The organism is Micromonospora sp. CA-248089 (genome assembly GCF_050948515.1).
In the GTDB taxonomy this organism is placed as follows: Bacteria; Actinomycetota; Actinomycetes; order Mycobacteriales; family Micromonosporaceae; genus Micromonospora.
The window spans coordinates 6,409,405-6,430,105 of record NZ_CP192016.1 but is presented as its reverse complement, the minus strand read 5'-3'; the positions used below and the strand labels follow the sequence as shown (position 1 = coordinate 6,430,105).

The following is a 20,701-nucleotide window of genomic DNA, read 5'->3' as shown; positions in this document are numbered from 1 at the left end:
CCGGCCGGGTCAGGGTTGCCGGGCGTCGGTGGCGGTGGGGGGTGCCGGGCGGGTGCGGCCGGTGCGGCGGCCGGGGAGGCGGATGACGGCGCCGGTGTCGTGCAGCGCGGGTGCGAGCGCGCCGGTCCGGCCGCCGTGGCCGCGTTGGAGGGTGGCGAGCAGCGCGGCGGCGGGTAGCGGGCGGGCGAACAGGTGGCCCTGTCCGGCGGCGCAGCCGAGTTCCCAGAGCGCGCGGCGTTGCGGTTCGCTCTCCACGCCTTCGGCGACGACGGTGAGGTCGAGGCTGCGGCCGAGGTCGAGGGTGGAGCGGATGACGGCGGCGGCTTCGGGGGCGGTCTCCATGGCGCCGACGAAGCTGCGGTCGATCTTCAGTTCGTGTACGGGGATGCGGGAGAGCAGGGAGAGCGACGAGTATCCGGTGCCGAAGTCGTCGAGTGCGAGCCGGACGCCGGAGTCGCGTAGCCGGCTGAGGACGCGGTCGACGACGTCGAGTTGGCTGAGTGTGAGTGTCTCGGTCAGTTCCAGCACGAGGCGGTCCGGCGGGAGGTCGTGGGCGCGCAGCCGGGCCAGCACGGCGCCGGGGAAGCGGGCGTCGAGGAGGCTGCGCGGGGACACGTTCACCGAGACGGGCAGGTCGAAGCCGGCGTCGCGCCAGGATCCGGCGGCGATGAGCGCCTGGTCGAGGATCGCCTCGGCGAACGCGGGGAGGAGCCCGGACCGTTCGACCGCTTCGAGGAAGCGCAGCGGGTCGATGAGCCCGTGGGTGGGGTGGTGCCAGCGGGCCAGGGCCTCGGCGCCGATCACCTCGCCGCTCGCCAGGTCGACGATGGGCTGGAAGTTGACGGTGAACTCGTGGTCGGCGACGGCGCGGGGCAGTTCGCCGCCGAGGGTGAGTCGGCTCAGGTCGGCGGTGTCGCGGGCCGGTGCGTAGGTGGCGACGCGTTGCCCGGCGCGTTTGGCCTGGTACATGGCCACGTCGGCGCGTCGCAGCAGTTCCGCCATGCCGCCGGTGGCGGGGGCGACAGCGATGCCGCCGCTGGCCTCCACGCTGATCCGCATGCCGTCGAGGTCGAGCGGGTCGTGCAGTGCCGCGAGCAGGGCTTCGGCGCGGTGGGCGGCGACGGCCGGGGCGGGCAGGCCGCGCAGGAGGACGGCGAACTCGTCGCCGCCGAGCCGGGCGACCAGGTCGTCGGGGTTCGCGGCGTCGCGCAGCCGCTCGGCGACCTGGATCAGTACCCGGTCACCGGCGCCGTGCCCGAGGGTGTCGTTGACCTCCTTGAAGTGGTTGAGGTCGATCAGCACCAGGGCGGTGACGCCGTCGGCGTGCCGGGTGGTGAGCTGGGCGCTGCCCTCGTCGAGCAGGTGCCGGCGGTTGGACAGGCCGGTGAGGGCGTCGTGGGTGGCGGCGTAGGCGTGGTCCTCGGCGATGCGGGCGAGTTCGGCGTACGCCTGGGCGTTGCGGACCGCGGTGCACAGGGCGGAGGCGAAGGTACGCAGGGTGTACTGCTCCCGCTCGGAGAGCTCCACCGGACCGGCGAACCGCAGCCGCAGGACGCCGACGTCGTCGGTCCGGTCGTGGCCCTCCAGGGCGACCGGCATGACCTGACCGTCGACGGCGCTGGGCTGGGGGGCGACTCCGTCGTACGCGATGTTCGTGCTGTCGCCCCGGATGGTGCGTCCGCCGTCGCGCAGCTCGATCTCGACCTCGTCGGCGGAGAAGAGTTCGCTGGCTTCGGTGACCGCCGTGGTGAGCACCTGGTCGAGGTCGACCACGTTGAGGGCGTCGGTGGTCCGGGCCAGGCGCTGCCATGCCTGTTGCTCGGTGCGGGTGCGGATCCGGGCGGAGTAGGCCAGGTGCAGGCTGAGGACCAGCGGAGGCACGGCGAGCAGTAAACGGGGGTCGGCCCGCAGGATGAGGACGGTGCACGCGGCCACGAGGAAGCGGACAGCGAACCCGGCGACCCGCAGGTCGAGGTCGGTACGGAACTGGCGGGCGATGGGCGTCCCGGACGCGAGGGCGATGACCGGCATGGCCAGGAGATCGTCGAGTAGCGCCGCTACCAGGTAGACGACCCCCAGCAGCAGCAGGATGTGGAGCGGCTCATGGGGTGGCCAGATCCCGCCGAACAGCAGTGTGACGAGCGCGCTGCCGCCGGCGACCAGCGTGTGCTTCGCGACGGCGAACGTCGTCTTGATGGGCGCCAACCGAGTGACTGATCCGCAGCCCACACCGACGCCGGTTGCCAGGATTACCCAGGAGGCCGGGGCGACGGCGAGACCGATGACGATCGCGGTCTCGACCCAGGCGAAGGCCAAGGTGGTCGACCGTATGCGCAACGGGGTCTTGATCACCGTGGCCAAGGCGACCGTCACCACCAAAGCTGTGACGGTCACGAGATCACGGACCGAATCGGGCGGCTGGTTCCGGACGGTGAGCAGGGCGGCGAGCACGACGAACGCCGCGCAGCCGCTCACGCTGTACACGAGCAGGCGCAGAGGCGGTTCGACAACCCTTCGACTGTCCGCCGTTCGGCTCAACCGGCATCACCCGCCGCTCACCGTCGGAATGCGATGAGCGGCAGCCTACCTCTTCGCCGGGGCCGTGAGAACCTTCAGGTCCATTCGGTGCTACGCATTGATCGCCCCTCCTCAGATATCAATTGGATCGTGATTGCAGATGGCCGGAGTTCTCTCAGGTCCATTCGGTGCTGCGCATTGTCACGACCCTCCTCGGATATCTCTGTTTGGGCGGTTGAGGCGCCCCCTGTTCCCTTGAAGAGCAGGTTAGAGCGAGGTGAGGCTGATAAGAAAGCATTAATGTCGGTATGCGCAATATAAGTAACTATTGCGGATTAAATGACGTTCTGTCCATGCGCTGTAAGCGGAGCGGAGCCGACCGTATGCTTCACGTACCCGCCCAGTCGCTCAGCGCCATGGGAAAGGCCAAAGCCTCTCTCGTCGCCTGTAGCGTCGCCGTGACGGCTGGACATTACAACCGTTGCTCGGGCGGCTTTCATCGTCGGGACGGATGAGGAGTGGCGGTGCGTGGCCCCCCTGGATGGGGCAACGGCCTTGCGGCCGATCGATTACGCTGCGGCCTGGGCGTGGACGGGAGCCGACTGAGGCTGGAACAGCACCATGGAAATCCAAGTTGTCGGTGGTTTGGCGGTGCGGCTCGGCACGGCCGACCTTTCGCTCGGGACACCCAAACAGCAGTTGGTGTTGGCGCTACTGATTGTGCGGGCCAACCAGTTGGTCCCGGTGCACGAACTGGTTGACGAGCTGTGGCCCGACGGCCCACCCCGCTCCGCGATCGCCAACGCGCGGACCTACGCCGCCAACCTGCGGCGAGGCCTCGACTCGTCCGGGGTCGAGAGGCTCAGGATTGTCCGTGAACAAGGTGGCTACCGCCTTGTCGCCGACGAGAATCTGATCGACCTGCACCGGCGGACCGCGCGCTGGCGCCAGGGCCGGGAGCTGATGCGTGCGGGAGAACCGGCGCAGGCGATCACGTTGCTGAAGGATGCGGTTGATGCTGCAGATCCACTGCTCGCGGGGTTGACGCTGGGGCCGGTGCTGACCGTCCGGCGGGAAGCGATGAACCAGGAACGCCGTGCAACGCTGGAGCTGCTGGCGGAGGCCCACCTCAGCATGGGGAATCCGGAATCGGCGGTGTCGTTTCTGCGGGATCAGGTCCCGCGCGAGCCGCTTTGGGAACGAGCACAGTGTCTCCTGATGCGTGCCCTCATCGGGGCCGGTGACGCAGGTGGCGCCCTCGCCGTCTACCGCGCCACTCGCGAAGCGTTGTCCGACCAGCTCGGGGTGGCACCCAGCGCGGAGATGGAGCGACTTCGGATGGCGGCGACCCAGGCTCGACGCCGGATTCCGGAATCGGCGCGCGAGGTGGAGCCCATCCGGAGTGGTGCTCATAAGCGCAATTGGTTGCCACGAACGGTGATGAATTTCGTCGGCCGGGAGGAAACGGTCGATCGATTGTTGTACGAAGTGGGCGAGGCTTCCGGGCAAGGTCCGACGATCCGGGTGATCGACGGCATGGCGGGCTGCGGCAAGACGACTCTCGCCCTGCACGTGGCCTCCCGGTCGGCCGAGCGCTTCCCCGACGGGCAACTCTTCGTCGACCTGCGGGGACACAGCGCGCGAACACGGACGAACGAGGCCCCCACCGTCAATTTCCCCCCAGCGAATCGACGGTGGGCAGGTGAGGAGGGGCGTCGTGCATCGGCACCCGAAACGGCGCTCCTCCCCGCCGCCGGCCGCCTCACCCCGCGACGTCGTACCCGGCGGATAGGGTCGGGCCGTGACCGAACCCGCGCAGCTCACCCACGTCGACCCGGCCGGTGCGGCCCGGATGGTCGACGTCTCCGCCAAGCCGGTCTCGGGCCGGCTCGCGGTCGCCGCCGGCCGCCTGCGCACCACCGCCGAGGTGGTGGAGTTGCTGCGCCGCGACGGCCTGCCCAAGGGCGACGCGCTCGCCGTCGGCCGGCTCGCCGGCATCATGGGCGCCAAACGCACACCCGACCTGATCCCGCTCTGCCACCCGATCGCGCTGCACGGCGTGACCGTCGACCTGACACTCACCGCCGACACGGTGGAGATCACCGCCACCGCGAAGACCGCCGACCGCACCGGCGTGGAGATGGAGGCCCTGACCGCCGTGGCGGTCGCCGGGCTCGCCCTGGTCGACATGGTGAAGGCCGTCGACCCGGCCGCCTCGGTGGACGCCGTCCGGGTGCTCCGCAAGGAGGGCGGCAAGACCGGCGAGTGGGTCCGGCCGGAGGACCGGCCGTGATCCGGGCCCGGGTGATCGTGGCGTCCAACCGGGCCGCCGCCGGGGTGTACGAGGACACCAGCGGCCCGCTGCTCGTGACCGGGCTGCGCGAGCTGGGCTGCGAGGTCGACGCCCCGGTGGTGGTGCCGGACGGCGAACCGGTCGGCGACGCCCTGCGTGCCGCCCGCGCCGACGGCGTCGACGTGGTGCTGACCAGCGGCGGCACCGGCATCACGCCGACCGACCGCACGCCCGAGGTGACCCGGGCGCTGCTCGACTACGAGATCCCCGGCATCGCCGAGGCGATCCGCGCGCACAGCCGCGACGCAGTGCCGACCGCGGCGCTGTCCCGCGGGCTGGCCGGGGTGACCGGCCGGACGCTCGTGGTCAACCTGCCCGGTTCACGCGGCGGCGCCCGGGACGGCCTGGCCGTGCTCGGGCCGATCCTGCGGCACGCCGTCGACCAGCTTCGCGGCGGCGACCACTGAACCCGCGAGGCACGTGCTCCGGCGTTAGGCTCGCCGGATGAGCACGGAAACCGAAGCCGCCGCGGCCGAGGCGGCCACGCCACCCCCGGCCGGGTGGGAGGAGGCCCGCTCCCGGGTGTACGCGGTGGGCCTGTCCGCCGCGCTCCCCGCTGTCGCCCGTCCGCTGGCCGAGGCCGACGGGCACACGCTGGCCGAGCCGCTGACCACGCGTACCGACCTGCCCGCGTTCCCCACCTCCAGCGTGGACGGCTGGGCGGTGCGCGGCCCGGGGCCGTGGCGGGTCGTCGGGCGGGTGCTCGCCGGGCACACCGCATCGCCGCTGGAGGCGGACGGCAGCACCGTCGAGATCGCCACCGGCGCGATGGTGCCCGAGGGCACGACGGCGATCCTGCGGATCGAGGAGTCGGCGCGTACGGCGGACGGCCTGGTGTCCGGCACGCCCCGACCAGCACCGGAGTGGCGGGAGCCGGGTGAGGAGGCGCACCTCGGGGAGGAGCTGCTGCCCGCCGGCACGCCCGTCGACCCGGCGGTGATCGGCCTGGCCGCCTCCTGCGGGCACGACACGCTGCGGGTCCGCCGCCCACCCCGGGCCGCGCTGCTGGTCTTCGGCGACGAACTGCTCACCTCGGGTCCGCCCGGCGCGGGCCGGGTCCGGGACGCGCTCGGCCCGTCGGTGCCGGCATGGCTGCGTCGCTACGGCTGCCAGATGCGCGCCGCCGACGTGGTCGGGCCGGTCGCCGACACGCTGCCCGCGCACGTGGCGGCGTTGCGCGGCGCGCTCGCCAACGCCGACCTGGTGTGCACCACCGGCGGCACCATGCACGGCCCGGTCGACCACCTGCACCCGACGCTGGAGGCGCTCGGCGCCGACTACGTGGTGAACACCGTCGCGGTGCGCCCGGGTTTTCCGATGCTGCTCGCCCGCCTGGTGGACGGCGACGGCCGGGTGCGGTTCGTGGCCGGCCTGCCCGGCAATCCGCAGTCGGCGGTGGTGGCGCTCGTGTCGCTCGTCGCGCCCCTGCTCGCCGGTCTCACCGGCCGGCCGATGCCGGTGCTGCCGCACGTGACGCTCGCCGAGCCCATTCCCGGGCGCGGTGACTACACCCACCTGGCACTCGCCCGCCGGGACCGCGTCGCCGGCACCGCGTACCCGGTGCGGCACGTCGGCTCGGCGATGCTGCGCGGACTGGCCGGCGCGGACGGGTTCGCGGTGATCCGGCCCGGCACCAGCGGCGCGGCCGGTGACCGCGTGCCGTTCGTGCCGCTGCCACTGACCCCCGGGGAGCGATTCGGGTGAGCGCGACGAACGAACCGACGGGAGACGTCGTGACAGTGGACGCAGGCATGGTGCTCGGCACGGTGACCGACCGGCCGCTCGACCTGGCCGAACACGAGGCGGCGGTGGCCGACCGCCGGGCCGGTGCGGTGGTGTCCTTCCAGGGCGTGGTCCGCGACCACGACCACGGGCGGGCGGTCACCCGGCTGGAGTACGAGGGCCACCCCACCGCCGAGGCGGTGCTGCGCGAGGTGGCGGCCGAGGTCGCGGCCGACCCGCAGGTGTACGCGGTGGCGGTGTCGCATCGGATCGGCCCGCTGGAGATCGGGGACGTGGCGCTGGTGGCGGCGGTCAGCACGGCGCACCGGGCCGCCGCGTTCGCGGCCTGCGCACGGCTGGTCGACGAGGTGAAGGCCCGGCTGCCGATCTGGAAGCGCCAGGTTTTCGACGACGGCACCGAGGAGTGGGTGAACTGCCCCTGAGGGCTCAGCGCCGGGCGGCGAGCGCGGCGGTACGGCCCCACCGGTCGTGGTAGAACGCCGGCTCCGCGCCGGGGCGCCACGGCAGCGCCGCCACGAGCACGATCAGCGCGATGGCCAGGGAGTTCTCCATCAGCGCGCCGAACAGGCCGTCCTGGTAGTGGGACACCTCGGGGAGTTGGTGCTCGTACGGCCAGATCGGTGAGATCAGGAACAGCAGGTAGAGCCCGAGCGCGCCGACGCCGTGGCGGAGCCCGGTGAGCGTCGGGTACCAGATCGGCGGACGCAGTGCCGGCACCCCGTTGGCCGACGGGCCGCCGGTGCCACGCAGCGGCAGGCCACGGCTGGCGTCGCGGCGGCGGACCGCGGCGTCGGCCAGCACGATGATCGCCGGGATGACCCAGATCAGGTGATGCGACCAGGAGATCGGGCTGATCACGTTGGCGGTGAGCCCGACCAGCGTGAACGCGGTCAGCTCGTCGCCGTCGGCGCGGGCGCTCATCGCGCGGGAGAGGCCCAGCGCCAGGATCAGCACCGAGAACGCCAGCCAGAGCAGGCCGGGCGTCTCGATCGAGTCGTAGAGCCGCGCCAGCAGACCGGCGAGGGACTGGTTGGCGGTCATGTCCGCCGCGCCGACCCGTTCGGTCTGCCAGAGCACACCGGCGAAGTACGCGCGGGACTCCTCACCGACCACACCGAACGTCGCGACCGTCACGCCGATCGTGGTGGCGACAGCGGTGAGCGCGGCCCGCCACTGCCGGGTCAGCATCAGGTAGGCCACGAACAGCGCCGGGGTGAGCTTGACCGCGGTGGCGAGCCCGATGCCGACACCGGCCCAGGCGCCGCTGTAGACGAACCGGGCCAGCGGCGAATCGGCGGTCTCGTAGTGGGTGCCCCGCTTGGCCCGCCAGCGCAGGCCCACCATGTCCGCCATGATCAGCGCGAACAGCAGCAGGTTGACCTGCCCGTAGCCGAGTGTCTCCCGGGACGGCTCGATGGCGACGGCGAGCGGGGTGGCGATGCCGACCGTGAACCAGAGCGGCCAGCCGAGCCGATCCACGACGGGACGCAGCAGCGCCGCGAGGACGACGGCGAGTGCGCCGATGCTGGCGAGCGCGTTGACGAAGCCGGCGCCGTCGACCGGCAGCCAGGACATCGGCAGCATGACCAGGGCGGCGAACGGCGGGTAGGTGAAGCCCAGCGTGGTCGAGGGCGCGACGAAGTCGTACAGCTCGTTGCCGCCGGCCCACCACAGCACGGCGCCGTGGTAGATCTTCATGTCGAAGAAGTTGTACGGCCGTCCGAAGGCGCCGATGGCGAGCCACGCGGCGTACGACACGGCGGCGACGACGCCGAGACGCACGACGATCCGGCGGTCGACGCGGGAGGTCGGAGCGAGGCGGTTGGTCCGTCTACCGACTGTCGTCGGCATGGCGTGGCCACCCCCGTACCAAGGTCGTCGTACCCGTCCAGGTCCAGCACGGAGCCTAGAACGGCGCCTCACGTTGCTGCCTCCCGCGTTACGCGACCGTGTCCGATCCCACACGTGTTTGCGACATTTCCACCGCGTTAACGGGTCTCGGATGGTTCAGGTGATTGGTGGCCTTGCGGGGGGTGGTGGGCCGTACGAAATGCCTGGTCAGCCGGGCATGCGGCGGGCGGTGGCCGCGGAGCGTACCGCGATCTTCGCCTCGCGACGCGCGGTACGGACCGCGCGCTTGACCGACCGGCGCGAGTGGTCGATCTGGTGGCCGGCGCGCCAGCGCAGGCCCGGCTTGCCCTCGGTGTCGGCGGCGGCGAGGAGGAGGCCACCGAGCAGGCCGACGTTCTTCAGGAAGTGAACCTGGTTGTTGTTGCGGGCGGCCGGGTCGTCGTTGGTCCAGAAGGGGTGACCGGCGGCGGTCGTCGGAACCAGCGTGCCCGCGAGCACCAGCGCGGCCGGGCGGGTGAACCGGCCGGTCGCGAGCATCAGGCCGCCGACGAGCTGGGTGGCGGCGTTGGCCCGGATGAGCGAGACCGTGTCGGTGGGGATGCGGGGGTGCACGTTCCGGATGAGCGGAGCGACCTTCCCGGTGACCGGTTCCGCAGCCTGCACCAGACGTTCCGGGTTGCGCAGGTTGCGGGCGCCGCTGACCACGAAGATGCCGCTCAACATGACTCGGGCGAGGGAGCGCACGGGCTTCATGGCTCAGTCTTACCCCGTCGAGGGCGTCGTCATCCCCGCAACACACGAAAGGTATCGGCCGACGTGGACGTCCGAACGGTATCGATTTCAGCGACCGTCGCGGATGGACCGGTCGCGTTCGGTAAGGTCGCGCGGGTGACGACGCTGCGACTGCGCCCGGAGGGCCCCGCCGACGAGGCGCCGGTGGCCCGGGTGCTGGCCGCCGCCTTCGCCCGCCCCGACGTGGCCACCCCACCGGAGGTCGGCCTGGTCGAGGAGTTGCGGCACAGCCCGGCGTGGATCCCGGAGCTGGCCATGGTCGCCGAGTACGGCGGCGAGGTGGTGGCGTACGCGCTGCTCACGCGCGTGGGCGTACGCACCGACGACGGTCGTACGTGGCCGGCGCTGGCCCTGGGTCCGGTGGCTGTGGCACGGCACCGGCAGCGGCTGGGGCACGGCACGGCGGCGGTGCAGGCGGCGCTGGACGCGGCAGCCGAGTTGGGCGAGCGGCTGGTGGTGGTGCTGGGGGATCCGGCGTACTACCGGCGGTTCGGGTTCGGCCCGGCGGACCGGCTGGGCCTGACCAGCCCCTGGTCCGGGCTGGGTGAGCCGTGGCAGGCGCTGGTGCTGCCGCCGACGGTGAGCGAGGAGCCGCCACCGCCGGCCGGCGAGGTGGTCTTCCCGCCACCGTGGTCGCGCGTCTGAGGCCGTTTCAGAGCAGCCGTCAGGCGGGCTGGGTGCGCAGGTAGCGGCCGAAGTGCGGCACGGTGAACGCCACCGTCCCCCGCTCGCCGGAGTAGATCAGCCCCTTCTTGATCAGCGCGTCCCGGGCCGGGGACAGGCTGGCCGGCTTGCGGCCGAGCGCGCGGGCGATCTCGGCGGTCGGCACCGCCGCGTCCATGTCGTCCCGGCCGCCCTCCTCGCCGTCGACCAGCGCCAGCGTGGCCATCGCGCGCATGTACTCGCGTTCGGCCGGCGTGGCCCGCTCGAACCGGGAACCGAAGAACCCCACCGCCAGCTCGGCCTCCGCCTCGGGCGCGGCGACCCGGACGTCCGCCGCGGTGATCGGCGAGCGGGGCGCGTGGTCCCAGGTTGCCTTGCCGTACGCCTGGACGAAGTAGGGATAGCCGCCGGACTTCTCGTAGAGCAGGTCGAGGGCTTTCTGCTCGTACTCGACCTCCTCCCGCTCGGCCGGGGCGCAGAGTGCCTGGTCGGCGGCGATCCGGTCGAGCCGGTCGATGCGCTGGTAGCGGTAGAGCCGCTCGGAGTAGGACTTGGCGGCGCTGAGGACCGCGGGCAGGTGCGGCAGGCCCGCGCCCACGACGATGAGCGGCGCGCCGAGCTGGGACAGCTCGTGGCAGGCGGCGCAGAGCGCGGAGACGTCCTCGGCGCCGACGTCCTGCATCTCGTCGATGAAGATCGCGATGCCGGTGCCGACGTCGGTGGCGACCGCCGCCGCGTCGCTGAGCAGTTCGACCAGGTCGATCTCGATGTCGCCGGAGTCGGCGCGCCCGCTGCTCGCCGGTACGTCGATGCCGGGCTGCCAGCGGTCGCGCAGCTTGGGCGCCGCGCTGCCGCGCCCGGTGGGGGCGGAGCGTTGCGCGAACGCCTTGAGGACGCCGAGGAACGCGTCGATCCGGTCCGGGGCGCGGTGCCGGGGTGCCAGTTCGCGGACCGCCATGTGTAGCGCGGCGGCGATCGGGCGGCGCAGCGACTGGTCCGGCCGGGCCTCGATCTTGCCGGTGCCCCAGAGGTGGCTGATCGCCTCGGAGCGCAGCGTGTTGAGCAGGACCGTCTTGCCCACCCCACGCAGGCCGGTGAGCATCAGGCTGCGTTCGGGCCGGCCGCGGGCGATCCGTTCCAGCACCACGTCGAAGACGTCCAGTTCCCGCCCCCGCCCGGCGAGTTCGGGCGGGCGCTGGCCGGCGCCCGGTGCGTACGGGTTGCGGACCGGATCCACGAATCGCACAGTATCGGGTTCTCTAGCGACCAGGCTAGATGCGCGTAGAGGCGGCTACCGCGTGTCGGCCTCGATACAAAACTAGGGCTGTCTAGCGTGGATGCTAGACAGCCCTAGTTTTGGTTACCGACATTCGTGGAGGGTCAGCGGCGCTTCAGGCAGAGCACGAAGTCGAGCGTGTCCAGCTCGCTGTCGAAGAAGTACCAGTCGGTGTACCCGGCCACCTTCCCGCACTTGGCCTCCGCGTCCTTCTTGCCGCTCGTCGCGCCGTCGATGCGGCGCAGCACCTCGTACGTCTTCGGGGCGCAGTCGGCGATCACCAGCTTCGGCTGGCCTCCGCCGCCCTCGTTGGCGACGCACTGGCCCGCCTTGACGAAGCGCGGATCGGTCGAGGAGGCCGGGGCCGCCGTCGTGGGCGTCGTGTCGGCCGGCTCGCTCGGCGCGGCCTCACCGGTCGGATCCGCGGCCGGCGCGGTGGCAGCGGTCGTGCCGCCGGTCGGGGTCTGCTCGTCCCGGCCGAGCATCCAGTACGCCCCGGCGCCGCCCAGCAGCAGCACGGCCAGCACGACCACCACCACCAGAAGCGGGCCCTTGCCCCGCTTCGGCGGCGGCGTCGGCTCGGCGTACGGCGGAAGCCCACCGCCGTACTGCGGTCCGGCGTAGGGGTCACCCGGTTGGCCCTGCTGCGGGGACCAGGCCGGGCCCGGCTCGAAGCGCTGCGTCGGCGGCCCGTACTGATCGGCCGGCGGTCCGTACCGGTCGGCGGGCCCGTACTGGTCGGGCGGCCCGTACTGGTCGGCGGGGCCGTACTGGTCGGCAGGGCCGTACGGCCGTGCCCCCGGCGGCGGGCCGTACCGCGGATCCGGCTGCGGGGCGTAACGCGGGTCGCCCTGCGGGGCGTAACGGGGGTCGGGCTGCGGGGCGTAGCCGTCGTCGGGCCGTCCCCACGGCTCGGGAGAGCCGCCACCCGGTGGACCGAAGTTCGACATGAACGCCTCCTGCGTACGCCAGTGCTGAGAGGCCGGCCACCAACTGGGGACGCCGACGCCGTGGCCACCGTAGCGTGGTCAGACGATGAGCTCACGCCCCACGAGTGCGACGAACGTTGTCGATTCCGCGACGCCGCCCGCCCGCACCGCCCTGATCTGGACCGCACTCGTGCTGGTCTACCTGCTCTGGGGCTCGACGTACCTGGGCATCCGGGTCGCTGTCGAGTCGTTGCCGCCGCTCATTTCGGCGGCGATGCGGTTCGCCGCCGCCGCGGTGGTGCTCGCCGTGGTGCTGCGCCTGCGACGCGGACCCGGTGCGTTGCGGGTGCCCGCGCGCCGCGTCGGCTCCGCTGCGCTCATCGGCGTGCTGCTGCTGGCGGGCGGCAACGGACTGGTGGTGCTCGCCGAGTCCGGCCCGCCCGGGACCGCCGTACCGTCCGGTGTCGCGGCGCTGCTCGTCGCCACCGTGCCGCTGCTCGTGGTGCTGCTGCGCACGGCGGGTGGCGACCGGCCACGACCGTGGACGTTCGCCGGGGTGGCCCTCGGCTTCGCCGGTCTGGTCCTGCTCGTGCTGCCCCGGGACGGTGTCGACGGCGTGCCGGTGGCCGGCGCGCTCACAGTGGTCGCCGCCGCGACGAGCTGGTCGGTCGGCTCGTACCTGTCCGGCAGGATCCCGATGCCCGCCGACCCGTTCGTGGCCACCGTCTACGAGATGGTCGCCGGTGCGACGGTGCTCGCGCTCGTCGGAGTGGCCCGCGGGGAGCTGCGCGGCTTCTCCTTCGCCGACGTGACCGGTCGGTCCTGGGCGGCGATGGCCTACCTGATGGTGGCCGGATCGCTCGTCGCCTTCACCGCGTACGTCTGGCTGCTCGCCCACGCGCCGATCTCCCTGGTCTCCACGTACGCGTACGTGAATCCGGTGGTCGCGGTGGCGCTCGGCGCGTTGTTCGTCGCGGAACCGATCACCTCGCAGGTGCTGATGGGCGGCGCGGTCATCGTGGTCGGCGTGGCGGTGGTGGTGAGCACCGAGCGGCCCCGCCGGTCCCCGCCACCAGCCGTCGACGGGACGGCCGGGGAGCCGGCCGGGCGGTAGCGTCCCGGCCGTGTCGGCGCTGCTGGTGACGGGGATCGCGCTGCTCGGCGCACCAGCCGGGTGGGTGGCCGTGCCGGTCGGCCGGTCGCTCGTCCCAGGGCACCCTGGCGACGCTCCGCGCCGGAGCACCCTCGCCCTGGCAGGTGTCGTGGTGTTCGGCGGGCTCGCCGCCACCAGGGGCACCGACCCGGCGCTGCCCGCGCTGCTGCTGGTCGCCGCCGTCGGGCTGGTCCTCGGGGTCACCGACGTGACGGCGCTGCGTCTGCCCGACCCGCTGGTCGGCGTGGTCGCGCTCGGCGGCGGGCTCGGCCTGATCGCGGCCACGGCGGCGACCGGCGAACCGCGCCGCCTGGCCGTCGCGGTGGGCGGGGCCGCGCTCTCCTTCGTCGGGTACGCGCTGCTGGCCCTGCTGCCCCGCGCCCGGCTCGGCTTCGGCGACGTGAAGCTCGCCGCCGCGCTCGGGCTGCCGCTGGGCTGGCTCGGCTGGCCGGCACTGCGGCTCGGCCTGTTCCTGCCGCACGTGCTCGCCGGAGTGGCGGTGCTCGTCCTGCTCGCCGCCGGCCGGGTACGCCGGGACACGCCGGTGCCGTTCGGCCCGGCGCTGCTCGGCGGCGCGTGGCTCGCGGCCGTCCTCACCTGATCGCCGCCGGCCGGCCCGGCCCGTGTCCGTGGCCCGCCGGACCCGCCGCCGTCAGATCAGCCGGAGCTGGTGGTCCTTCGGGCGGCGGGGTTCGGTCGCGTCCAGGCGCTCGAACAGCGCCGGGTCGATCACGTCGAGGAACGGCGACGGGCGGGTGTCGCGTTCCGCGCCGTGCCGGGCGCGGCGGCCCGCGTGGCTGACGTAGAGCCGGTCCTGCGCCCGGGTCAGCCCGACGAAGAACAGCCGTCGCTCCTCGGCCACCGCGTCGTCGTCCGGCTCGGAGCCGGGCCAGCGCAGCGGCAGCAGGCCGTCCTCGGCGCCGACCAGGAACACCACCGGGAACTCCAGGCCCTTCGCGGCATGCAGCGTGAGCAGCGTGACCGCCTCGGCGCGCGGGTCGAGCGCGTCCACCTCCGCGCCGGTGGCGAGCTGGTTGAGGAACAGCTCCAGGTCGTCGCCGCACCGCCGGGCCAGCGGGGTGAGCAGGTCCACCGCGGTGCGGACGTCCTCGGGGCGTACCGCGCCGGAGCCGTCGAGCGTGGGCACCGCGAACCGCTCGGCGAGGATCTGCCCGGCCTGGCGTACCCGGGCGGTGAGCGAGCCGTCGAGTCCGGCGTGGCGCAGTTCGCGGGCGATCGCCGGCACGCCGGGACGGTCGCGCAGCCGGTCGTGCGAGCGCTTCTGCACCGGGATGTTCGCCCGGGCCAGCGCGTCCACGATCGGTGCGGCCTGCGCGTCGGTGCGGTACAGCACCGCGATGTCGGAGAAGGACAGCGAGGTGGCCCGCCCGTCGATCCGCCCCGAGTCGAGCGAGCGGTGGGACAGGCCGCCGACCAGTTCGTCCACGGTACGGACCACGAAGTCGGCCTCGTCGTGGGGAGAACTCGCCGCGTACCGGCCGACGAGCGGCGCCTCCGGGTCGAGCCGGGCCGGGTCGAGGCGCCGGCCGCGCACCAGCGACGACGGCGCGATGGCCTGCACAGCGGCGGCCAGGATCGGCGCCGAGGAACGGTAGTTGCGGTTCAGCCGGACCAGCCGGGCGTCGGTGAAGTCCTGCGAGAAGCGCAGGAAATAGCCCACGTCCGCACCCCGGAACGAGTAGATCGCCTGGTCCGGGTCACCGATCGCGCACAGGTTGCCGTCCGGCGGGCTGAGCAGCCGCAGCAGGTCGTACTGCACCGCGTCGACGTCCTGGTACTCGTCGACGAAGATCCACTTCCACCGCTCGCGGTACTCCCGCACCAGCTTCCGGTCCCCCTTGAGCAGGGCCACCGGCAGCGTCAGCAGCTCGTCCAGGTCGACCAGGTCCCGCTTGCGCAGCAGTGCCACGTACCGCTCGTCGTCGTCACCGGCCTCGGCGCGCGCCGCTGCCCGGTCCGCGTCGTCGGCGATCCGGAAGTCCGCCGGCAGCCCGGCCGCCGCCGCGTTCTCCCGCAGCACGGTCAGGCCGAGCGAGTGGAACGTGCCGACGGTGACGTCCTCGGCGACCGGGCCGAGCAGCCCGTCCAGCCGGTGCCGCAGCTCCTCGGCCGCCCGCCGGGTGAACGTGATCGCCAGGCACTGGTCGGGGAAGACGTTCAGCTCCGCGCAGAGGTAGGCGATCCGGTGGGTGAGCGTCCGCGTCTTGCCGGTGCCCGGACCGGCCACGATGAGCAGCGGACCACCCGGCGCCGACGCGGCCACCCGCTGCATCGCGTCCAGCCGGTCCAGCAGGCCGGTGCCGACCTCCTCCATCCCGGCGAGCATCGGCTCGAACGGTTCGTGCGGAGACGGCGGCGGCGCGATCGGAGGCGCGGGCGGCGGCGTGCGCTTCGGCTCCGGCCGGGCCGCCGCCGGGCGCTTGGCCTTCGGCTTCGGTGCCGGCTCCGCGGGCCGCCGCTGCGCGGGCACCGGTACGTCGAACAGCGTCTCCTGCCCGGCCCGGCCACCCGAGGCGCCCAGTTCCGCCGGATCGAACAGGGTGATCACGCCGTACTCGCCGTCGTAGCCCGGCACCCGGCGCACGTCGCCGCGGCGCAGCCGGCCGATGCCCTCCGCGAGCAGCTCGCCGCCGACCCGGCCGATCTCCTCGATCGGGGTACGCGTGAGGATCTCCAGCTCCGGGCCGAGCGCGGCGATCAGCTCGTTGAGCTTGCCCTCGACCTTCTTCGACCGCGCGCCGACCCGGTTCAGCTCGCCCAGGATCTCGGCCAGCGGCACCAGGTGCGCCACCTCGCGCGCGTGCGCCGGACGGTGACCCACCGGCCGGTCCGCCAGCTCCTCGACCCGGCTGAGTACGCCCACTGTCAGCGGTTTGCCGCACTCCGGGCAGCGTCCGCCCGCCTGGCGGGTCCGCTCCGGCGACCAGTTCACCCCGCACAGGCGGTGCCCGTCGGCGTGGTACTTGCCCTCCTCCGGGAAGAACTCCACGGTGCCCGCGAGCCCGTCGCCGGTCCGCAGCGCCTCCCGGATGGCGAAGTAGTCGCGCGGGGCGGTGAGGACCGTGGCCTCCCGGGCCAGCGCGGGCGGCGAGTGCGCGTCCGAGTTCGACACCAGCTGGTAGCGGTCCAGGCTGCCGACCCGCCAGTTCATCTCCGGGTCGGACGACAGACCGGTCTCCACCGCGAAGATGTGCTCGGCCAGGTCGGCGTAGCAGTCCGCGATCGCGTCGAAGCCGGACTTCGAACCGAGCGCGGAGAACCAGGGCGTCCAGATGTGCGCGGGCACCAGGTAGCCGTCCGGGCTCGCCTCCAGCGTGATCTCCAGCAGGTCGCGGGAGTCCAGCCCGAGGATCGGCCGGCCGTCCGAGCCGAGGTTGCCGATCCGGCCCAGCGCGGTGTTGAACCGGGCCACCGCGTCCAGGTCCGGCAGGTAGATCAGGTGGTGCACCTTGCGGGTGCGGTCGTCGCGCTTGTAGATCGTGGAGATCTCCACGCTCAGCATGAACCGGACCGGGTCGGCCTCCGCCTCACTGGCCAGCCGGGGCGGCAGCCGCCGGGCCACGTCCCGCTCCGCCTCGGGCGAGAGCCGGTACAGGCCCGGCTCGGCCGGGTGCAGCGTCTCCCGCAGGTGGTCGTACCAGGCGGGATGGGTGAAGTCGCCGGTGCCGAGCACGCCGATGCCCTTGCGCCGGGCCCACCAGGCCAGGTTCGGCAGGGTCAGGTCGCGGCTGCACGCGCGGGAGTACTTCGAGTGGATGTGCAGATCCGCGACGTACGGCGGGAGGCCACCGGGGGGTGCGGCGCTGAACGGAGGCACGCCGCATCCTGTCACGTCCGGTCCACCGCCCGCCCGTCGCCACGCGTACGGGTGACCTGAGCAATGCGGTGCTGGACTCGGCGGCCCCGGCACGCTATTGCGCGCGCAGCTCGACGAGCGTCACCTGGGGAGGCGCACCCACCCGTACCGGCGGGCCCCAGAAACCGGCGCCGTTCGTGACGTACACCTTCGTGCCGTCGACCTCGCCGAGACCGGAGACCACCGGCTGCTCGAGCTTCACCGCCAGGTTGAACGGCACCATCTGGCCGCCGTGGGTGTGCCCGGAGAGCTGGAGATCGACACCGAACTTCGCCGCCTCCTGCGCGGCCACCGGCTGGTGCGCCAGCAGCACCACCGGCCGGCTCGGGTCACGGTCGCCGAGGGCGGCGGCGTAGTCGGCGGGCCCGGCCACCCCGGTCCCGGCGGCGCTGACGTCGTTCACCCCGGCCAGGTCCAGCACGCCACCCCGGGCCTGGATCTCCTGCCGCTCGTTCTGCAGCACGCGCAGGCCGAGCCGGTCCACCTCGCGGACCCACTCCTCCACGCCCGAGTAGTACTCGTGGTTGCCGGTGACGAAGAAGTTGCCGTACCGGGACCGCAGGTCGCGCAGCGGCTCGGCGGCCTCGCCCAGCTCGGCCACCGTGCCGTCGACCAGGTCACCGACCACGGCGACCAGGTCGGCGTCCATCCGGTTGATCATCGCGACGATCCGCTCGGTGTGCGCCCGGCCGCGCAACGGCCCGAGGTGGATGTCGGAGACGGTGGCGATACGCAGGCCGTCCATGCTCCGGGGCAGCTTCGCCAGCGGGATCTGCACCCGGTCGAGCTGCGGCGGACCCATCGCGGTGCGGACGCCGTACCCGGTGACGCCGGCGGCGGTGAGCCCGGCGAAGATCGCCGCCCCGCGGGCGAGCAGCAACCGCCGGGAGGGGTCGTGGTCCGGCGCGGGGGTGCCGGCCGGCGGCGCGTCGGCGTTGTCGACCGGCGGCGTCGTCGCACCCTCCGCCGTCGCCGCGCCCACGAGTGCGGGCTCGGGCTCCGGGCCGGCGGCGACCGCCGAGCGGGCCCGGCGGCGCAGCACGAGCCGGACCACCGCGGTCGGCACTTCGAGCACCAGCAGCAGCACCAGCAGGTAGAACATCAGCGCGACCCAGAGGTAGCCGGGCCAGGCGAGCCAGTACCAGCCGTTGCGCGTGCCGGCCATGGTCACCGGTACGAGCACCGCCAGCGCCGCGATCGCCACCGTGCCCGCCCGGCGCCACCGCCCCGGGCGCGTGGTGTCCCGGACCAGCCGCTTCCACAGGTAGAAGTGGATCAGGCCGATCACGAGCACGACGAAGCCCAGGAATGCCGCCATGGCCAGCACGTGTGCCCCCCTCAGCCGCCCGCGAAGGGCGGCAGCACGTCCACCGTCACCCCGGCCGGCAACAGTGCCTGTCGATCATGACAGGCCACGCCGTCGACCAGAAAACTCGCCGCCTTCAGCACCACCGCGAGGCGTTCGCCGTGCCGGGCGGTCAGGTCATCGAGGAGTTCGTCCAGAGAGCGGCCGGCGGATGCGGTCTCCTCGAAGCGACCGGCGGCAGCCCGGGCGCCGGCGAAATAGCGGACCGTGAGTTCCATCCTCAGCCTCCGATCGCCGACATCGAGCGCGCGGGCTGGAGGAACGTCGGATCGTCGATGCCGTGCCCGGCCCGCTTGGCCCACATCGCGGCGCGCCAGCGGCGGGCCAGTTCCTCGTCGTCGGCGCCGTCGCGCAACGCGCCGCGCAGGTCCGACTCCTCGGTGGCGAACAGGCAGTTGCGCACCTGGCCGTCGGCGGTGAGCCGGGTGCGGTCGCAGTCGCCGCAGAACGGCCGGGTCACGCTGGCGATCACCCCGACCCGGGCCGGCCCACCGTCCACCAGCCACGTCTCGGCCGGTGCCGCGCCCCGCTCGGACGGGTCCGGCGTCAGCGCGAACGCGGCCTGCAGGGAGGCCAGGATCTCGTCGGCGGTGACCATCGTCGAGCGGTCCCAGCCGTGCTGCGCGTCGAGCGGCATCTGCTCGATGAACCGCAGCTCGTAGCCGTGCGCGAGCGCGAACCGGAGCAGCGCGGGTGCCTCGTCGTCGTTCGTGCCGCGCATGAGCACCGAATTGATCTTCACAGGGGTCAGCCCGGCCTCCGCGGCCCCGGCCAGCCCGGCGAGTACGTCGGCGAGCCGGTCCCGGCGGGTCAGCGCGGTGAACCGGTCCCGGTCCAGCGTGTCGAGCGAGACGTTGACGCGGTCCAGCCCGGCTTCGCGCAGCGCGGACGCCATCCGGGCCAGGCCGATGCCGTTCGTGGTCAGCGAGATGCGCGGCCGGGGCGTGAGCGCGGCGACCGCCGCCACGATGCCGGGCAGGCCGGGCCGGATGAGCGGCTCACCGCCGGTGAAGCGCACCTCGGTGATGCCGAGCCGGGACACCGCGACACCCACCAGCCGGACGATCTCGTCGTCGGTGAGCAGTTGCGGATTGGCCAGCCAGGGCAGACCCTCCGCCGGCATGCAGTAGGTGCAGCGCAGGTTGCACTTGTCGGTGAGCGAGACCCGCAGGTCCCGGGCGACACGGCCGTACCGGTCGGCGAGGACGCCGTCGGCCGTCCGGGGGGCGCTCATCTGTCGACCGTAGCGCGGTCGGGCCCCCGGAGGGCGGCACGGGCGGTGGAGCGTACGGCGTCCGCGTACGCGGCACCGAAGATCGCGGTGTGCACGAGCAGCAGATGCAGCTGATGCAGCGGCACCCGTTCCCGCCACCCGTCGGCCGGTGGCCACGCCTCCCGGTAGGCGGCCATGATCCGATCCAGGTGCGGTGGGCCGCCGAACAGCGCGAGCTGCGCCAGGTCGGTCTCGCGGTGGCCGCCGTGCGCGGCCGGGTCGACCAGCCACACTCGGCCGTCGGCGCCCCAGAGCAGGTTGCCCGGCCAGAGATCGCCGTGCAGCCGGGCGGGCGGCTCGTCACCGCCGAACTCGCCGATCCGGTCGACGACCTGCTCGACGAGCGCCGCCCCGGCGCCGTCGAGCGCGCCGTCGTCGACCGACATGCGCAGGTAGGGAAGGAGTCGGCGCCGGGCGAACCAGTCCGGCCAGGGACCGGGGTCGGGCGTGTTGTCCTGCGGCAGCGCGCCGATGAACCCGGCCCGGTCCGCGCCGAACGCGGGCGCCCCGGCGCGGTGCAGCCCGGCCAGGTCGCGGCCGAACGCCTCCGCGGCCTCCGGCGTGGGCTCGCCGGGCTCCACCCAGTCGAGCGCCAGCAGGTCGGGCAACGCGACCAGCACGTCCGGTACGGGCACCGAGCCGGCCTCGCGCAGCCAGCGCAGCCCGGCCGCCTCGGCGGCGAAGAAGCCCTCCGGCAGCGGACGCGCGGCCCGTTCCGGCCACGTCTTCGCGAACACCGAGTGCCCGTCGTCGAGCGTGAGCCGGGAGGCGGTGCAGATGTCACCACCGGAGACCGGCGTCTCCCGGATCCGCTGGTGGGTCAGGAAGGTAGGCAGGTGCTCCGGGTGTGCCCGCAGGTATGCCAGGTCCATGTGCGCAAGGTAGCGGTTACCTCGGACATCCGTGTG

General features: G+C 73.2%; 17 protein-coding genes and 1 pseudogene. 8 read left to right on the top strand and 10 right to left on the bottom strand.

What is annotated here, in order from left to right:
• Positions 1 to 9: 9 nt before the first annotated feature.
• Positions 10 to 2,496, bottom strand: coding sequence for a putative bifunctional diguanylate cyclase/phosphodiesterase (locus ACQP26_RS30210; protein ID WP_433496232.1), 2,487 nt, complete (start codon positions 2,494 to 2,496; stop codon positions 10 to 12).
• Between the two features lie 642 nt (positions 2,497 to 3,138).
• Between ACQP26_RS30210 and ACQP26_RS30205 the strand changes: the two are divergent.
• The 5 genes and pseudogenes from ACQP26_RS30205 to ACQP26_RS30185 all read left to right on the top strand — a co-directional run.
• A pseudogene (locus ACQP26_RS30205) lies at positions 3,139 to 3,798 on the top strand (AfsR/SARP family transcriptional regulator); the annotation flags it as partial.
• Positions 3,799 to 4,318: 520 nt separating this feature from the next.
• Positions 4,319 to 4,810 (top strand): cyclic pyranopterin monophosphate synthase MoaC, encoded by a 492-nt coding sequence (gene moaC / locus ACQP26_RS30200; protein WP_357902186.1) that lies wholly within the window; start codon positions 4,319 to 4,321, stop codon positions 4,808 to 4,810.
• Positions 4,807 to 5,277: a MogA/MoaB family molybdenum cofactor biosynthesis protein gene (locus tag ACQP26_RS30195; protein WP_269703386.1), complete on the top strand. Its 471-nt coding sequence runs from the start codon at positions 4,807 to 4,809 to the stop codon at positions 5,275 to 5,277. The genes moaC and ACQP26_RS30195 overlap by 4 nt, the downstream gene beginning before the upstream one ends.
• Before the next feature lie 37 nt (positions 5,278 to 5,314).
• Positions 5,315 to 6,574, top strand: coding sequence for a molybdopterin molybdotransferase MoeA (locus tag ACQP26_RS30190; protein ID WP_433494596.1), 1,260 nt, complete (start codon positions 5,315 to 5,317; stop codon positions 6,572 to 6,574).
• 47 nt (positions 6,575 to 6,621) lie between these two features.
• Complete coding sequence (locus ACQP26_RS30185; protein ID WP_269706962.1) at positions 6,622 to 7,035, top strand: molybdenum cofactor biosynthesis protein MoaE; 414 nt, start codon at positions 6,622 to 6,624, stop codon at positions 7,033 to 7,035.
• Positions 7,036 to 7,039: 4 nt separating this feature from the next.
• Here ACQP26_RS30185 and ACQP26_RS30180 read toward each other — a convergent pair whose 3' ends face one another.
• Together ACQP26_RS30180 and ACQP26_RS30175 are read right to left on the bottom strand one after the other, a co-directional pair.
• Positions 7,040 to 8,464 (bottom strand): glycosyltransferase 87 family protein, encoded by a 1,425-nt coding sequence (locus tag ACQP26_RS30180; protein ID WP_433494595.1) that lies wholly within the window; start codon positions 8,462 to 8,464, stop codon positions 7,040 to 7,042.
• Between the two features lie 207 nt (positions 8,465 to 8,671).
• A complete protein-coding gene (locus tag ACQP26_RS30175) occupies positions 8,672 to 9,217 on the bottom strand; it encodes a DoxX family protein (protein ID WP_269703391.1) in 546 nt (181 codons plus the stop codon).
• Between the two features lie 135 nt (positions 9,218 to 9,352).
• Between ACQP26_RS30175 and ACQP26_RS30170 the strand changes: the two genes are divergently transcribed.
• Positions 9,353 to 9,901, top strand: coding sequence for a GNAT family N-acetyltransferase (locus ACQP26_RS30170; RefSeq protein WP_269703392.1), 549 nt, complete (start codon positions 9,353 to 9,355; stop codon positions 9,899 to 9,901).
• A gap of 19 nt (positions 9,902 to 9,920) precedes the next feature.
• Here ACQP26_RS30170 and ACQP26_RS30165 read toward each other — a convergent pair whose 3' ends face one another.
• The gene (locus tag ACQP26_RS30165) at positions 9,921 to 11,156 is read right to left on the bottom strand and encodes an ATP-binding protein (protein ID WP_269703393.1); all 1,236 of its coding nucleotides are present in this window, start codon (positions 11,154 to 11,156) and stop codon (positions 9,921 to 9,923) included.
• Positions 11,157 to 11,299: 143 nt separating this feature from the next.
• Positions 11,300 to 12,145 (bottom strand): LppU/SCO3897 family protein, encoded by an 846-nt coding sequence (locus ACQP26_RS30160; protein WP_433494594.1) that lies wholly within the window; start codon positions 12,143 to 12,145, stop codon positions 11,300 to 11,302.
• A gap of 85 nt (positions 12,146 to 12,230) precedes the next feature.
• On the opposite strand from ACQP26_RS30160, the gene ACQP26_RS30155 reads away from it, so the two are divergent.
• Positions 12,231 to 13,238 carry an EamA family transporter gene (locus tag ACQP26_RS30155; RefSeq protein ID WP_433494593.1) on the top strand — a complete coding sequence of 336 codons (1,008 nt, stop codon included), beginning with the start codon at positions 12,231 to 12,233 and terminating at the stop codon, positions 13,236 to 13,238.
• 10 nt (positions 13,239 to 13,248) lie between these two features.
• Positions 13,249 to 13,878, top strand: coding sequence for a prepilin peptidase (locus tag ACQP26_RS30150; protein WP_433494592.1), 630 nt, complete (start codon positions 13,249 to 13,251; stop codon positions 13,876 to 13,878).
• A 51-nt stretch (positions 13,879 to 13,929) separates the two neighbouring features.
• Here ACQP26_RS30150 and ACQP26_RS30145 read toward each other — a convergent pair whose 3' ends face one another.
• The 5 genes from ACQP26_RS30145 to ACQP26_RS30125 form a co-directional block, all read right to left on the bottom strand.
• Positions 13,930 to 17,115 (bottom strand): UvrD-helicase domain-containing protein, encoded by a 3,186-nt coding sequence (locus tag ACQP26_RS30145; RefSeq protein WP_433494591.1) that lies wholly within the window; start codon positions 17,113 to 17,115, stop codon positions 13,930 to 13,932.
• 94 nt (positions 17,116 to 17,209) lie between these two features.
• Positions 17,210 to 18,472 carry a metallophosphoesterase gene (locus ACQP26_RS30140; protein ID WP_281579478.1) on the bottom strand — a complete coding sequence of 421 codons (1,263 nt, stop codon included), beginning with the start codon at positions 18,470 to 18,472 and terminating at the stop codon, positions 17,210 to 17,212.
• A gap of 20 nt (positions 18,473 to 18,492) precedes the next feature.
• Positions 18,493 to 18,738 (bottom strand): MoaD/ThiS family protein, encoded by a 246-nt coding sequence (locus tag ACQP26_RS30135; RefSeq protein WP_433494590.1) that lies wholly within the window; start codon positions 18,736 to 18,738, stop codon positions 18,493 to 18,495.
• 2 nt (positions 18,739 to 18,740) lie between these two features.
• Positions 18,741 to 19,754, bottom strand: a complete 1,014-nt coding sequence (gene moaA, locus ACQP26_RS30130; protein WP_281579480.1) for a GTP 3',8-cyclase MoaA — start codon at positions 19,752 to 19,754, stop codon at positions 18,741 to 18,743.
• Entirely contained in the window at positions 19,751 to 20,665 is a 915-nt protein-coding gene (locus ACQP26_RS30125) for a fructosamine kinase family protein (RefSeq protein ID WP_433494589.1), read from the bottom strand. The genes moaA and ACQP26_RS30125 overlap by 4 nt, the downstream gene beginning before the upstream one ends.
• Positions 20,666 to 20,701 lie beyond the last annotated feature (36 nt).

Bases quoted from the DNA above. Each gene is read 5' to 3' on its own strand.
- ACQP26_RS30190 (WP_433494596.1), top strand. From the start codon at position 5,315: ATGAGCACGGAAACCGAAGCCGCCGCGGCCGAGGCGGCCACGCCACCC.
- ACQP26_RS30185 (WP_269706962.1), top strand. From the start codon at position 6,622: ATGGTGCTCGGCACGGTGACCGACCGGCCGCTCGACCTGGCCGAACAC.
- ACQP26_RS30180 (WP_433494595.1), bottom strand. From the start codon at position 8,464: ATGCCGACGACAGTCGGTAGACGGACCAACCGCCTCGCTCCGACCTCC.
- ACQP26_RS30175 (WP_269703391.1), bottom strand. From the start codon at position 9,217: ATGAAGCCCGTGCGCTCCCTCGCCCGAGTCATGTTGAGCGGCATCTTC.
- ACQP26_RS30160 (WP_433494594.1), bottom strand. From the start codon at position 12,145: ATGTCGAACTTCGGTCCACCGGGTGGCGGCTCTCCCGAGCCGTGGGGA.
- ACQP26_RS30155 (WP_433494593.1), top strand. From the start codon at position 12,231: ATGAGCTCACGCCCCACGAGTGCGACGAACGTTGTCGATTCCGCGACG.
- ACQP26_RS30140 (WP_281579478.1), bottom strand. From the start codon at position 18,472: ATGGCGGCATTCCTGGGCTTCGTCGTGCTCGTGATCGGCCTGATCCAC.
- ACQP26_RS30135 (WP_433494590.1), bottom strand. From the start codon at position 18,738: ATGGAACTCACGGTCCGCTATTTCGCCGGCGCCCGGGCTGCCGCCGGT.
- moaA (WP_281579480.1), bottom strand. From the start codon at position 19,754: ATGAGCGCCCCCCGGACGGCCGACGGCGTCCTCGCCGACCGGTACGGC.
- ACQP26_RS30125 (WP_433494589.1), bottom strand. From the start codon at position 20,665: ATGGACCTGGCATACCTGCGGGCACACCCGGAGCACCTGCCTACCTTC.